The organism is Methylocapsa polymorpha, assembly GCF_045689225.1.
Taxonomy (GTDB): domain Bacteria; phylum Pseudomonadota; class Alphaproteobacteria; order Rhizobiales; family Beijerinckiaceae; genus Methylocapsa; species Methylocapsa polymorpha.
Genome location: NZ_CP136862.1, coordinates 1,701,905 through 1,716,102, shown reverse-complemented (window position 1 = coordinate 1,716,102; position 14,198 = coordinate 1,701,905). Strand labels below are relative to the sequence as shown.

Annotated in this window: 13 protein-coding genes and 1 pseudogene; 6 read left to right on the top strand and 8 right to left on the bottom strand. The window is 61.5% G+C overall.

Features of this window, described 5'->3' with window-relative positions:
• Window positions 1–255: 255 nt before the first annotated feature.
• The 6 genes from RZS28_RS07955 to RZS28_RS07930 form a co-directional block, all read right to left on the bottom strand.
• Complete coding sequence (locus tag RZS28_RS07955) at window positions 256–1,656, bottom strand: ATP-binding protein (RefSeq protein WP_407340783.1); 1,401 nt, start codon at window positions 1,654–1,656, stop codon at window positions 256–258.
• A complete protein-coding gene (locus RZS28_RS07950) occupies window positions 1,653–2,312 on the bottom strand; it encodes a response regulator transcription factor (protein WP_407340782.1) in 660 nt (219 codons plus the stop codon). The genes RZS28_RS07955 and RZS28_RS07950 overlap by 4 nt, the downstream gene beginning before the upstream one ends.
• Window positions 2,312–2,653, bottom strand: coding sequence for a PepSY domain-containing protein (locus RZS28_RS07945; RefSeq protein ID WP_407340781.1), 342 nt, complete (start codon window positions 2,651–2,653; stop codon window positions 2,312–2,314). Before RZS28_RS07945 ends, RZS28_RS07950 begins: the two co-directional genes overlap by 1 nt.
• Window positions 2,646–3,188: a cytochrome b/b6 domain-containing protein gene (locus RZS28_RS07940; RefSeq protein ID WP_407340780.1), complete on the bottom strand. Its 543-nt coding sequence runs from the start codon at window positions 3,186–3,188 to the stop codon at window positions 2,646–2,648. Before RZS28_RS07940 ends, RZS28_RS07945 begins: the two co-directional genes overlap by 8 nt.
• A 13-nt stretch (window positions 3,189–3,201) precedes the next feature.
• Window positions 3,202–3,489, bottom strand: a complete 288-nt coding sequence (locus RZS28_RS07935) for a PepSY domain-containing protein (protein WP_407340779.1) — start codon at window positions 3,487–3,489, stop codon at window positions 3,202–3,204.
• Between the two features lie 68 nt (window positions 3,490–3,557).
• On the bottom strand, window positions 3,558–4,022 hold the full coding sequence (locus RZS28_RS07930) for a rubrerythrin family protein (protein WP_407340778.1): 465 nt from the start codon (window positions 4,020–4,022) through the stop codon (window positions 3,558–3,560).
• Between the two features lie 667 nt (window positions 4,023–4,689).
• On the opposite strand from RZS28_RS07930, the gene RZS28_RS07925 reads away from it, so the two are divergent.
• From RZS28_RS07925 to RZS28_RS07900, 6 genes and pseudogenes are all read left to right on the top strand, one after another.
• Window positions 4,690–4,986 carry a hypothetical protein gene (locus tag RZS28_RS07925; RefSeq protein ID WP_407340777.1) on the top strand — a complete coding sequence of 99 codons (297 nt, stop codon included), beginning with the start codon at window positions 4,690–4,692 and terminating at the stop codon, window positions 4,984–4,986.
• Between the two features lie 238 nt (window positions 4,987–5,224).
• Window positions 5,225–6,280 carry an AI-2E family transporter gene (locus tag RZS28_RS07920; protein WP_407340776.1) on the top strand — a complete coding sequence of 352 codons (1,056 nt, stop codon included), beginning with the start codon at window positions 5,225–5,227 and terminating at the stop codon, window positions 6,278–6,280.
• A 119-nt stretch (window positions 6,281–6,399) separates the two neighbouring features.
• Entirely contained in the window at window positions 6,400–7,245 is an 846-nt protein-coding gene (locus RZS28_RS07915) for a universal stress protein (protein WP_407340775.1), read from the top strand.
• Between the two features lie 105 nt (window positions 7,246–7,350).
• A pseudogene (locus RZS28_RS07910) lies at window positions 7,351–8,280 on the top strand (HAD-IC family P-type ATPase); the annotation flags it as partial.
• Between the two features lie 125 nt (window positions 8,281–8,405).
• The gene (locus RZS28_RS07905) at window positions 8,406–8,870 is read left to right on the top strand and encodes a hypothetical protein (RefSeq protein ID WP_407341074.1); all 465 of its coding nucleotides are present in this window, start codon (window positions 8,406–8,408) and stop codon (window positions 8,868–8,870) included.
• Window positions 8,870–10,921 (top strand): efflux RND transporter periplasmic adaptor subunit, encoded by a 2,052-nt coding sequence (locus tag RZS28_RS07900; protein ID WP_407340774.1) that lies wholly within the window; start codon window positions 8,870–8,872, stop codon window positions 10,919–10,921. Before RZS28_RS07905 ends, RZS28_RS07900 begins: the two co-directional genes overlap by 1 nt.
• A 238-nt stretch (window positions 10,922–11,159) precedes the next feature.
• Here RZS28_RS07900 and RZS28_RS07895 read toward each other — a convergent pair whose 3' ends face one another.
• A complete protein-coding gene (locus tag RZS28_RS07895; protein ID WP_407340773.1) occupies window positions 11,160–12,407 on the bottom strand; it encodes an MgtC/SapB family protein in 1,248 nt (415 codons plus the stop codon).
• A gap of 788 nt (window positions 12,408–13,195) precedes the next feature.
• The gene (locus RZS28_RS07890) at window positions 13,196–13,975 is read right to left on the bottom strand and encodes a L,D-transpeptidase (RefSeq protein ID WP_407340772.1); all 780 of its coding nucleotides are present in this window, start codon (window positions 13,973–13,975) and stop codon (window positions 13,196–13,198) included.
• Window positions 13,976–14,198 lie beyond the last annotated feature (223 nt).

Genomic DNA, 14,198 nt, shown 5'->3' with positions numbered 1-14,198 from the left:
CCACACTGCGACGATCGCGCCCATGACTCTTCCTCGCGCCGGCCAGATTGACGATTGGGCAGGCGTCCGCGCCATTTGGATTGGACGTTCGCAAGACAAACCCCATAAAGTGTCCATTCTTCGCCGCTAGTGTGATCCTTGCTGGAGGCATCTATGAGACGGCGTCCTTGCACAAGAAACCATCCAAAGTCTGTGGCCGAAGGTTCACGGCGCATGAGGCGCCTATAGTGTTCGTGACGCGTCTTAAGTCGGACATTATGAGCATCGCGTCACATTGCGTAGGTCTTCAGACGCGCTCCCAATCGCGGTCGGCGCAAGTGGAAGGACTAAGATCGCCGCCAAACCGCCGAGGCTTGAGCAACCAAGGCGCAACTCGCCCTTGTAGGCCCGGGCGAGGTCGCGGACGATGCCAAGGCCGAGACCCGCGCCGCCCCGGCTTCGGTCGAGGGGGAGCGCGCCGCGGACAATCTCCTGCGCAACGGCCGCCGCCATTCCCGGTCCGTCATCCTCGATCGTGATGATGCAGCTGGCGTCGTCCAGCACGGCGGCAACACGAACCTTCTTATCCGCAAAGCGGCACGCATTGTCGAGAAGATTGCCAAGCATTTCGTCAACGTCCTGGATATCAACCGAGACCTCGGTCGGCTGTACGAGTGTGGCGTCAAGATCGAGATTGCGGTCGCGATAGAGGCTTGCCATCGCCCGCAGGACCTCCGATACGCGACCGGCGACGTCACATTGAATTCCCGGAACGCCCGCCGCGGCGGCGGCGCGCGCGCGAGCCAAGGCGTGATCGACCTGGCGCCGAATCGCGACCGCCTGCGTGCGCACCGTTTCTGAAGCTTCGCCGCCGCCGAGAGCATCGGCCGCGTTCGCGAGAATCGCCAAGGGTGTTTTGAGACCGTGCGCTAGATTGCCGGCCTGCAGCCGCCCACGCTCGACGACTTCCCGGCTATGCGCCAGGAGCGCATTCATATCCTCCACCAATGGCGTGACTTCGGAGGGGAAGGCGCCATCAATTCGGCCGCTTCTGCCGTTTCGCACGGCCATAACTCGGGCGCGAAGCCGCGCGAGCGGGCGAAACACCATCCAAACTTGTCCGGCGACAAGGACAGAGAGGCCAACCCCAACCGCGGCGAAAGTCACAAGCAAAACATACGAGAAGGAAGCGATGGATTTTTCGAGGTCGGCGACGTCCGCGGCGATGGCGGCGCGGACAATTTGAGAATAGCCAGGCAAGGTCACGCGGCGCTCAATCGCGACCAATCGTTGGCTGTTGGGGCCAGCGAGCTCATGACGATGAACCTCACCGTCGGTAGGCGCGTCAACTGGTAGAGGAAGCACGGCGTCCCAGAGCGAACGGGAGCGTATCCGGTTGCCGGTTTGATCCTCGACCTGCCAATAGAAGCCGCTATAGGGCTGCAGGAAGCGCGGGTCCGCGAGAGCCCCCCCGATGACTAGAGCGCCGGAAGAGTCCTGGCCAACTCGGCTGAGCAGCTGGTCGAGATGCGCCGAGAGCTCGGCGTCGAAGCGTCGCTCGATTTCGCTGCGAAACAGATGGACCAAAAGCGCATCCGCCACGCCAAAGGTCAGCGCGCAAACCAACAAGGAGCTAGACAGGACGCGCCCGCGCAGCGATCTGGGCATGCCGATCATTGCGACCTCAGGCGATAGCCAAACCCACGCACGGTCTCGATCGCATCGGCGCCGAGCTTGCGCCGGAGCCGCGCGACGAACACCTCGATCGTATTCGAATCGCGATCGAAATCCTGCGCGTAGAGAGCGTCGATCAATTCGGCTTGGCTGACAATGCTCCCGGCGTGGCGCATCAGGCAGGCGAGCGTCTTGAACTCTTGGGCGGTCAACCGAATAGCCTGTCCACCGCGCCGCACCTCCGCCGCCGCCAGATCCAGCTCCAGGCCGCCGCAGCGCAGAATCGGGCTTGCCTGACCATGCGCCCGACGGATCAAGGCGCGCAGCCGCGCCGCGACTTCGGCAATTTCAAACGGCTTTGCGAGGTAGTCATCCGCGCCAGCATTGAGGCCGACGACTTTCGCGTGCCAATCTCCACGCGCGGTCAGAATAAGAACCGGGGTCTTTTGATCCGCCGCCCGCCATTTCTTCAAGATGTCGAGCCCATCTCTATCGGGTAGGCCGAGATCGAGAACAATCGCGTCGTAGAATTCCTCCGCCCCGAGATAGGCTCCGTCCTCTCCGGTCGCCGCCGCGTCAACGGTGAAAAGCTCGCGCTCCAGGCCTTGCTTGAGCTGAGCCGACAAGGTGCGGTCGTCCTCGATGATCAGCACGCGCATCAATCGTCCTCGTCCAGCGCGCGTCCGACCGGATGGTCGGACAGTTTTCCGTCAGGCAAAATCTCCCCCGTGCGCGCATCGAGATGTCTGAGCCTAATCGTTCCATCCGCCGCAATCACACGAAGCTCATAGACATAACGGCCGTCTTCCCGCTCAAGTTCAGCCCGAAGCAAGCGGTCATCGCCCAGTCGGGCGCGCGCCAAGATTTCGCTAAGCGGCAGGATTTGACGCGCCTCAAGAGCCGATAATGCGCGATCCTGGTCATCCGCGGCGATCGCGCGGCTTGCGGCGATCGCCGCCGCGGCGGCGACGATCAAAATTAATGCGCGGGTCTCAAGCACGTTTGCGCCCCGTTATCATGGCGAGCGGGAGATTCTCGCGATGACGGATGCTCTCAACGATCGCTCCGCCAACATGGACGCAGACGCAAATTGCGGCAAGATGAGCAATCGCCTCATGAAGGTCCTGCAGCCAGCGGACGCCCCAAAAGGCGTCGGTCGTCATCAGCCATCCGGTGAGGGCCAGAAGCGCGATCTGAGCAAGCAGCGCCAGGATCATCACGCCGCCAACTGGATTGTGGCCGACGAAGCGCCGCTCACGTCCGCGCAGCATGTCTCGAACATAGACGAATAGGCTTCTCAGGGAAGGAACGAAATCCGCGAAACGGGCGCGCGGAGGTCCGACGAAGCCCCATGCGATGCGCAGGGCGACCAGACCCCCGGCAAGATAGCCGAAGGCCTGATGCATGGCGCCATTGCCCTCGGTCAGGAGATAGGCGGCGATGAAACATGTGGCGAGCGTCCAATGGAATATCCTAACGAGCGGATCCCAGACGGGGATCATGTTCAGGGTCGGTTCGGTCGCATCGCGCATCATCGCCTTGTCCATCTCAGCGCACCCGGACGATGTCCCCGGTATGCGGGTGCAGGTAGACCTCAAACCGTTTGCCATCCTTGTCGAGGCCCTTGGCTTCGACGCAGCCTTCCTCCTCGCCTAGGCCTTTGATCTGAGTATAGCCGCGTTCGGACAGGATCTCTTTGATCTTGGCGTCATCGATTCTAACAGGCGTGATGCCGGCTTTCGCGGCGCAAAGCCGGCTGAGCTCCGACGCCCCGGCGCTTGTCGCCGCGGCTCCCAACACGGCAATGCAGGCAGCGATCATAAGGTGCTTGTACATGCGAATTCCTCCGAGTTGAATGTTTACCAGGCGTCGCAGGAACGGACCGCGCGCCTATTCGCGCTGGCCTATTTCCGTTCGAGCTTGAGGCTTTCAGCTTTAAATCGATCCCGATGCGTCGCCTCGTCGCCGGAGACCTCCTCGAAGTGTTTCGCGGCGTCTTTATCCCCAGCCGCGCGGGCGCGTTTCGCCATGTCGGGATACATTGTCGTGGTCTCGTAATTCTCGCCCTTGATCGCGTCGCCGAGATTCTCTGCATCGCTGCGCACGAGCCCGGCGAGCTCGGCGTGCTCCGCGAAGTGCTCCTCGCGCTCCACTTTCGCCGTTCTCTCGAACAGCTCGGCAATGTCTGGATGCCCGTCTTTCCGAGCCTGTTCCGCGAACGCCAGATATTTGAGGTAGGCGAAGGCTTCGCCCTTCATCGCGTCTTCGAGATCCTTGCGAGTGCTGTCATGGATGGGCGGCTCCGCCAAGGCGGGCAGCGCCGCGAACATCACGAGCGCAATAACGGCAGGCATAATGTAGTCGCGCATTTCGATCTCCGTTGCGGTCCCAGTGATTGGTCGCAGGAGAGATATCTACGCGCTTCGAGCTGAATCTGGCCTGAACAGTCCTATCCTTGGTTTGGACCGATCGTTTCTGGTCTCGGCATTTCTCGTTTACGCCGCGCGATTGCATTGAAAGCGTCCTTGTCGGTCGGCTCACGCTTACGAACATAAAATTCGTCGAGCTCGCCAAATATCGGGCTTTGCCAATAGCGATTCAGCCTGGGTTCAGCACGAAGCGCGCATCATCGCTTCGTTCCCAGCTGGGGTTTGTGGCTATAGGGTGTAGATGGTTCGCAAAGTGGATGCGGTTTATGACGCTCATGCGAATGAGCATAAGGATGAATCAACCCGAACAAGTCTCAACTTCTGCACTATCGGTCCTTTCCGACCCTAAAGCGGTGGTTCATAAGGTACGCCAATCACTCCTTGGCTTAATGCTGACATGGATCGACCATCACCGGGTTTTGATATGATTTACAACTTCGAAGCCAATTAAAACAGGAGGCGCATTATGGATCGCGGTTTTACGTCAATTTATGTTGTATTGGTCTTAGGCGCTGGGGTCATAGGCGGCGCACTTATCGGACTTCTCTTGGGAGCTTTCGTAACTAATGGGGTAACGATAGGCCTCGCCTCCGGATTTATCGCTGTTTTGCTTGCGGGCGTCGTGCGCCGGGTTGCTTTGAAATTGCTCCCCCAGGGTCTGATCGTCGATGCTGCGGCCGATAAGTTTCCCCGCGTTGTTCTGATCAATATCTTGATTGTCTCGCTGATTGGAGGGCTGGCCGGACACGATCTCAGCCACGAAACCGGCGAGTCCTCGCCGGCGATTATTGGCGCGCTGTCCGGATTAATAGCGACGCTGTCGATGGTCGTGCTGATGGTGACCTATTTCAGCAGAGACCAGAAACTCGCATCGCTGCTTCCGACATTGACGCCAAAGAATTGAGTGGAGTTTAATACGCTTCAACGGCTTTATTGGGGTTTGTCTATATGCGAGCCCCAATTGCCGTTCCAACAGAAGGACCCCCTTGATGGCGGCGCGCGTCCATTGAGCTCTAGCGCATAGTAAATCGAGCGGCCGCGGCAACGCTTTGCGTTTCGAGCGAGTAGCGGAGCAGATCGCGTAAGGCTCGCCTCGTTGTTGACGATGAAACGGGCACCCCAATCAGGAGGCGGCGCCAAGCATGCGGCGGGATGATCAGGCTTCGAACAGAAACACGCTTGGACTCTTCATAGAGAAAGCGGCGTTGTTGCTCGCGATGACCGGCGCTGCGGTTGCCGCGTGGATATTGCGAGACGTTGTATTGATTTTGTTTGGCGCTCTTGTGCTTGCGATTGGCATGAGCGCGGTTGCAAGACTTTTGGGGAATCGAATGCGGATTGGATATGCCGCCGGCTTTTCCGTAGTCGTGCTGACGGGACTTATCTTGATCGGGGCGATTGGATGGTTCTTTGGCGCCGCCATCGGCGAACAACTTGATGAAGTGGCGCGGAAAATCCCGACCGGCCTCCAATGGCTGACCGATCAGATAGAAGCGCGGCCCTATGCGCGCGATTTGCTGGCCAAACTTCAGACTGCCGATCTTTCGGGGCCAACCGGATGGATCGCTAGCGCGCTCGCCGCCTCGGTTCGAACTTCGGTGGCGGCTGCCGGATCGCTTGTCGTGATGGCGATCATCGCGGTCTATTTGGCGGCGCAGCCGCAACGCTATAAGATCGGGATCCTCCGTCTGCTGTCTCCCGCCATGCGAGCGCGCGTATCGAGGCTATTCGATGCGGAGGCGAACATACTCGGCCGCTGGTTCGCCGGCCAGTTGGCCGTGATGGCCACCGTGGGCATTCTCTCGGGCCTCGGGCTCTGGGCGCTCGGCATTAGAGCGGCTCTTGTCCTTGGCCTTGTAGGCGGCTTGCTCTCATTCGTGCCCTATGTCGGCGCGGTGATCGCCGCTGTGCCTGCGACGCTCTTCGCGTTGGCCCAAGGACCCTATTACGCCGCCGCGGTGATCGCTATGTATGTCGCTGTGCATTTCATCGAGGGCAACTTCATCACGCCGATCATCCAATCGGAGGCGACGGCGCTGCCCCCTGTCGTGAGCTTGCTTTCGGTCATCTCTTGCGGGCTCCTGCTCGGCCCGCAAGCGGTGTTCCTAGCCGCGCCGTTGGCGCTGTTCTTCATCACTGCGATCGAAGTTCTGTACGTCGAGCCGGTAATCACCCCGGAGAAAAAGGTCGAGCTTTGACGGCTGGCCTTGCTCTGCTGATGATTTGCGGTGGCCAAACGGGCGCCGTTTGAGCAATGTCAAAGACACGACATGACGGTGAGCCCAGGGTGGGCTCTCCATGAGGAGGGGATGCCCATATGCCATTTAAGAGTGTCTGCCTCGGCCTGAGTTTCGGTGAAGTGACCCCAAAGCCTTTGGAGGAAAGCGGCGCCGCCGAAAACTACGCCATTGCCTTTTGCGCGCTCGAGCGGGCTCATCTCTCTGTCTTGATTGCGGCGCCTATTTTCCGCATCCCGAGCGCCGGATTTGTCCCGCTGGCTCATGCAGTCGTTGATGAGATCAATGCTGAGCGGCGGCTACGTGCCGAGGACGCCGAAAAGAGAATAACTACCGCCGCAGCGACTGCGGGCGTAACCGTCGAGTTCCAAATCGTTCAGCAATCCTATCCGGCCACGAATAACAGCCTAGCCGTGGCGGCGAGACCGAGCGACATCGTTATCATTTCCCGGCCGACATATGGTTTTTCCCTCGACAGCGACCTGATCTCAGCAATGCTGTTCACGTCCGGCCGCCCAGTGCTCGTCATCCCGCCCTATTGGGATGGCGGCGTCGAGTTCGACAAGATCATGATCGCCTGGGACGGAAGCGCTCGGGCGGCGCGAGCGGTTGGGGACGCCCTGCCTCTTCTGACGCGGGCCCAACAGATCGAAATCCTGTGCGTCTCCCCTGATGCGTCGAAAAGCATCGCCGGGGCGGACCTGGCGGCTCACCTTTCGCGCCACTCCAAGAGCGTGACCGTCACGGAGCTGCAAACCGAACATCGCGACGTAGCGAAAACTCTCCGAGATCACGCTACAATGGCGAGAGCCAGTATGCTCGTCATGGGCGCTTATGCGCATCCACATCTTTTGCAGATGGTGCTCGGCGGCGTGACCAGCGACATGCTTACCGAGGCGGAGCTGCCGGTTCTTCTTTCATATTGAGCCCAAAGCCGGTTCGCGCATTAGCTCCGTGGTGGCCAAGACCGGCGAGGTCGCGGACAACGTCTCTAGCGAAACAGAGGTCCGACGCCAAATGATTGAACTTGTATGACAGTGGGGGCGATGATCGACGAGCGGAGGGTGCGCCGAGCCCTCATCATCATCGCGTTGGCGGCGCTTGGGGTCGGACTCGCCGTGGCTGTCGCGGGACGCACCGGGCTAGCGCGGTGGATATGGGCTGCGGGGACGGTTCCCGTGGCTGCAAGCCTCGTCCTCTCGATCATTCGCGACCTTCGGGCCGGCAGAATGGGAGTCGACGCAATCGCGCTCCTGTCGATGCTGGGAGCTCTGGCGCTCGGCGAGACGCTGGCCGGGGCAGTCGTCGCCGTCATGTATGCAGGCGGCGGCGCGCTGGAGGATTTCGCGGTGGGGCGGGCCGAGCGAAATCTGAAATTGCTTGTCGATCGCGCGCCGCGGATCGCGCATCGGCGGATCGAAGGATCCATCGAAGATGCGCCGATCGACCAGATTTCGATCGGAGATGCGCTTCTGGTGCAGGCCGGCGAGGTGGTTCCGGTCGATGGACTGGTCACCAGCGCGAGCGCTTCCCTCGACGAGTCGGCCGTGACGGGAGAGCCCATTCCGGTCACGCGTCGGGCCGGCGGGGCGGCGCTGAGCGGCGCGATCAATGCGGGCGAAACCTTCGAGATGCAGGCCTCGGCGACGGCTGGAGACAGCACCTACGCGGGCATCATCAAAATGGTCACGGCGGCGCAAACCGCCAAGGCTCCCTTCATGCGGATGGCGGATCGATTTGCGCTGCTTCTTCTTCCCGTGACGCTTCTGGTGGCGGGCGCGGCTTGGATCCTTTCACATGACCCCGCTCGAGGCCTGGCGGTGCTCGTCGCGGCGACGCCCTGTCCTTTGATCCTGGCCGCGCCCGTGGCCTTCATCGCCGGGGCCGCCCAGGCGCGCTGCGGCATCTTGATCAAGGGCGGCGGCCCGCTCGAAGCGCTCGCGCGAACGCATACGGTTATGTTCGACAAGACGGGCACTCTGACCGTCGGCGGAGCCCGATTGGTCGCCGTCGAGACCGCTCCGGCGAAGACCCGAATGAAGCGCCCCGGCTCGCGGCCTCTCTCGAGCAAGCCTCGCAGCATGTCGTGGCGGCGGCCATCGTCGCCGCCGCGCGGCAAGGGCCTGTCCTGGAGATCCCGGAAAAGGTCTTCGAGACCATGGGATCCGGGCTCGAGGGCGTTGTCGGCGGCCGAAAGGTTCGGGTCGGCTCCTATCAGCTTTATCGTCCATGGCGCGGGGCGGCCGGAAGAATGGGCGGGCCGGGCGCTTCGGCGGGCCTCCTGGCGCTCCGCCTTGAGTGTTTTCGTTGCCGTGGAAGGGCGCGCGGTCGGCGCTTTGCTGCTCGCGGACGAATTGCGGCGCGAGTCGCCTCGGCCGTCCAGGCCCTGCGGGCCGCGGGCGTGGCGCGGATCGTGATGGTGACTGGGGATCGCGCCGACGCGGCCGAGACGATCGGCGCCGCGCTCGACCTCGACGAAGTGCTCGCAGACCGCGTCCCTCCGACAAGGTCGACGCCGTCGCAATCGAACAGCGGCTCAACCCGACCTTGATGGTCGGCGACGGCATCAATGATGCTCCCGCCTTGGCGGCGGCCGACGTCGGCATCGCCATGGGCGCGCGCGGCGCGAGCGCGTCCTCCGAGGCGGCCGATGTGGTGATCCTCGTCGATCGGCTCGATCGCGTTTCGGACGCGGTCAAAATCGCGCAGCGCACGCGCGCGATCGCCTTGCAAAGCATTGTCGTCGGGATGTCGCTTTCCGGCGTGGCCATGGGGGCCGCCGCCTTTGGCTGGCTGACCCCCGTCGCCGGAGCGCTCACCCAAGAGGCCATCGATGTCGCCGTGATCCTCAATGCGTTGCGGGCGCTGAGTCCGGGTCGAGCGCCGCGCCGGCTCGCCATGCCGGCGGAATCCGCGGGAATTCTGCACGAGGATCACCAAAGACTTGCGGCGAGCCTCGACCGCCTGCGCCAGATCGCAGATGCGCTAGACGACGCCGCTGCGGGGACGGCCGTAGAATGCATAGTCGAGGCCAATCGCATCGTTGGCCAGGAAATCGTCGAACACGAGCGCGACGACGAGAGCTCGGTCTATCCCCGACTCGCGAGTTTCCTCGCAGATGGCCATGGGCTTTGCGCCATGAGCCGCGCTCATCGTGAGATTCTTCACCTGGCGAAGCTCCTCGCGCGGCTGACGGATGGGCTCCGTCCAGACGAATCCGACCGATACCTGATCCGGGACGCCCAACGCATCATCGAATCAATTGAATCCCTCGTGCGCATGCACAATGCCCAGGAGGAAGACATCTACGAACAAGCTGTTGACTGGCGGTCCGAGGCGCCATCGCATGAGGTCGGGAAGCCGCGCGCGATCGGTGAACGCTCAGATACGATCCAAGACGCTCTGCAAAGCGCCCACAAGAGCAGCTTGGGGTGGCGCACGGCAGCTGCCGCCCTCGCCGTTCTGGCGGCTGTCGGGGGCAGCGGACTCTATTGGTCCCTGCATCGTGACGCTGGCGCTCGATACGTGACGCAGAAGCTAGATCGCGGTGCGATCGTCCACACAGTGACAGCCAGCGGCGGCGTCAATCCGACGGCCACCGCGCCGGTCGGCGCTCACGCGTCGGGCGTGATCCAGGCGCTCTATTGCGACGCCAATACTAAAGTGAAGGCGGGGCAGCTCTGCGCGAAAATCGACCCGCGCCCCTATCAGATCGTCGTCGATCAGGCCAAGGCCAATCTCGCGGCAGCCGACGCTCGGCTCCAAATGGACAAAGCCGATCTCGCCCAAGCGAAAGCGGAATTAGACCGCCATGAGGTTCCGGCCAACCATCGCGCCATTTCCCGCAAGGCGCGCGACAAATCACGCAAGGCCTATGCGCAGGCGCAAGAGCAGACGAAACTCGACGAGGCGGTGGTCGCGAAGCTCCAAGCAGCGCTTCATGCCGCCGAGAGCAACCTCGGCAATACCGACGTCAATTCGCCCGTCGATGGAACAGTGGTCGCACGCAGCGTCGAAATAGGCCAGACGGTTTCAGCAGGCTCACAGACGCCGCTCTTCCTCGTCGGATCAAATCTCGCCGTCATTCACATCGCCGCCAACGTCCGCGCAAAGGACATCGACGAGGTGAAGCTCGGGAACAAGGCCACGTTCCGGGTCGTGTCATTCCCGAACCGTCACTTCGCCGGAGAAGTGGCGCAAATCCGGCCATCGTTGCAGACGTCTGAGCAGGTCGCGACCCATGATATCGTCATCGCCGCGCCTAATCCAGATTTTTTGCTCGAGCCCGGCATGATGGCGACGGTCAGGATCGTGACCGAGAGGCGCGACGATGTCCTCCGCGCGCCGAATCAAGCCTTGCGCTATTCGCCCGGGAATCCCGCGGTTGCGAGCGACGGCGCCGATCCAAGGACATCGCCCGACGGTCCGCGCCTTTGGATTCTGCGCGATGGAAAGCCAACCGCGCTCCCAGTGGAGCTTGGCCTAGACGATGGCGTCTATACGGAAATCCTCAAGGGCGATCTGCAGCCGGGCGATGAAGTGATTGTCGGCGAAGGCGCGCGTTTCAGGCAAGACGCGGGCGCGGCTTCAAGCCCTCTGTAGGGAGCGCCAAAGAGGTGATTCTGGCTTTAGCGCGAGCGAGAGCGGTTTGAGGTCATTGGTCGCACAGCGGGGCACAAAGGCCTTGGCGCAAATTTTGGCTGGAGATGGCGGTTCTGATCTCCGCGGCGAGCGCGGCGGTACAAATCTCTGGCGCGGACAAGCTCTTCTTGCGCCTCGACCTTCGCCCCCGAAGACTGACGCACGAAGCGCTGATGATCGGCCTTGCGGAGCGCCAGGCTCAGACAAATCGCAGCAACCACCCTGCCCATGCCGCAAGGTTCACCAGGAGCAACCCTGGAATGACGCGAAGGGCGAATGCCGTTCCGCCGGCGACTACGCTGACAACAAGCTTTGTGATCGTGTTCGTCGAGAACGCGATCAAAATGGGAAACGCCGCGTCTGAAGCCATCATTTTCCCTTCACCGACCAATGTGGCGACCGAAATCGCGGCGGAATGGGTGTCGGCGAAACCGACGACGGCCGTCGTCGCAATGACGCCAGCCTCGCCGAACCATTCGTCCATCGCCCGTGAGGCAAGCAAGATCCCGCCAAGCATGGCGGCAAAGCCGAATGCGGTCCAGAGGCTGAACGCCTGACCACGCTCGCTAACATTACCGGAATCGCCCTGAAAGGCGCGCACAGCAAAGAAACGGCTATAGGAGACGGCGGCTACGCCCGCGCAAGCGAGCGATGTGACGAGCGCCTGCAAGGTTGCCAGATTGGTTGCAGCGAGAAGCAACGCCATCTGGACGACGGTCGCGACCGTTGACAGAATAGCGCCCGCCGCCGCAGGCGATAAAAGGGCGGACGTTTCGACGGCCCGCGCCCCCATGGCGGCAATTGTCGCGCTGCTGGAAACGAACCCCGATGCGAGACCCGCGATCGGAACGCCGAAACGCGGTCCAAGAAAACGAACGGCAATGTGGCCAAAAGCTCCAATCGCCATGACAAGGATCACAACGATCCAGATCGCGTGGGGATTGACGGCAGCAAAGGGCCCCATTTGCCGGTCCGGCAGGAGCGGCAACACGATCAGCGTCGTGGCCGCGAAAATTAACGCGTCCCTGACCTCATCTACGCTGAGGACGGAGCCAACAAAGCGGTGGAGCGGCGATCGGGCCGCGAGCATGATCACAACGGCGACGGCGACGCCGGCCGCAAGCCCCGGGCGGGTCATTGCGAGCCCTCCGAGGAGCACAGTCACAACAAGACCAATTTCCGTTGTAAGACCAGGATCTTCCTCATATCCGCGCCAATAGGCGAAGCCGGTCAGGGCGAAAACTCCCCCAACTGTGACTGCAAGCAAAGGTTCGCCGCCAATGATGGCGCAGAGCGCCCCGCTCAACGATGCGAGCGCAAACGTGCGAAGGCCCGCGGAAGCGGGCGCGGACCTTTCTTCTTTCCGGCGTTCGCGCTCCGCGCCGATCATGAGCCCTATCCCAACAGCGACAGCGAGACTCAGGATCACAGGATCGAGGTTGAGCATAGGCCTATTCAAGGTTTAATTGCTTGGGCGGCAATTGCCGGGCTTGAGCTCTGCGCGATGGCGAAGGCGCGTCCGAGGGCGGGGCTTCCAACCATAGCAGCATGTAGCGCGTTTCGCAGCCGGGTCATCGATCGTCTATGCGAGCAACCCCTCGTGGAGAAGAGAGGCCGTCTAAAACATGTGTTCCGCTGCCATATCACGGTAACGCGGGCGTTTCGATCGCTTAGCGTTGAGCGACGCTTCACCTCGTTTCCAGCCTCACCAAAGTCCCTGATCCCATATCGCCCCAGGTTTACGCCGGTCTCAAGCGTACAGAAAATGACAAACCTTCCGCTGAACTCCGGTGGTCACGGCGGACGTTCCCGGCTCACGCCGGAAAAACATCGCACTTTTTTGTAAGAACTTTTCCGTTCCAGTTTCGCGGAACCTTCGCCTCGAAGTGACAGGACAAAGGATAATTCGCCCTGCTATATCGCTTGTCGCAAAGGTTGGAGATGAAGGGCGCGGGGCGAATTCGCAATTCGGTCCGGTGCGGCTGACGGAACCGCCCCCGGGATTAACTTGGCTTCCATCGTGCAAGTGTGTTTCGAGCGCAGTAAGTCATTCGCGGTCGCCGACGCGGTTGTCGTCGTCGAGAAAACGGGTAGGAACAGCAGCAAGGCGGGCGCAAAATCTCGGTCACGGTTGGACTCTGTTGCTTTGTCCTGTCCTTCGCGATCGACGGCCGCGCGAACGCGAAATCATGCGGTGTCCGGATGTCGTATTGAGAAAGCCTTAAGTCTGCGCCGTTAGTGCACGACCACTCGGGCTCCTACCTCGACGCGCTTGTAAAGATCGATCGCGTCAGCTTTCATCATACGGGTGCAGCCGGAGGACGCCGCCTTGCCGATCGTCTCCGGCTCATTGGTTCCATGGATGTGAAACAGCGTGTCCTTGTCGCCCTGGTAAAGATAGAGCGCGCGTGTGCCAAGCGGATTATCAAGGCCGTCGCCCATGTGGTCGGGCAGATTGGGGCGCCGACTTAACATGTCTTTCGGCGGGAACCAGGACGGCCATTCTGCCTTGCGCTCGACATGGGCGACGCCCTTCCATTCGAAACCTCGGCGTCCGACGCCTATTCCGTATCGAATCGCCGAGCCATCGGGTTGGACCAGATACAAATGACGGGAGTGAATGTCGACGACGATCGTTCCCGGTGACTCCTGGGTCGGGTTCCGCACCACCGCGGCCGTTGTTTGGTTCTGATCGACGCCGCGCTCGGGATCCTCACGATCGGAAGACCCGCAGTCGGCTTGGGCCGGCGGTTGCTGCTCCCAGGGCGCATCGTAGACGGGCTCGCGATAGACGGAGGGCTTGCTATGGCGGCCCGGCCGGCGGGATATAGCAGGGTCGGCGGGGTAGGCGTCGGGATAGGTCGGCGCGGGTTCATAATAAGGGTAGGGGTAAGCTTGATACCCGGAATAGAATCCACCTTGCGCGGCGGCGGGAACGGCCGGCGACACGACGGAGAGCGTCAAAGCCAGGAAGCCGAGGCAAGCGACGGAAGCATTGGTGGGTCCGTGAGCCATTGTATAATATCTCCCCGCCTTCAATCCCGCCAACCGCACGGAAAACCAATGGTGTGCTTTAAGTTGTTGGGCGCGGCGGCCGCGTCGTCAAGAATAGCGGCCGGTTTTGCGCAAGGACTTCAAGGTGAGGCGCTTAATCAAAAGCGGGCGCTGTTTTTTCTCAGACTGAATTCAATTCAAGAAGGCCCAACCACATAGGAACATGAAGGTTTGTCAGATAGAA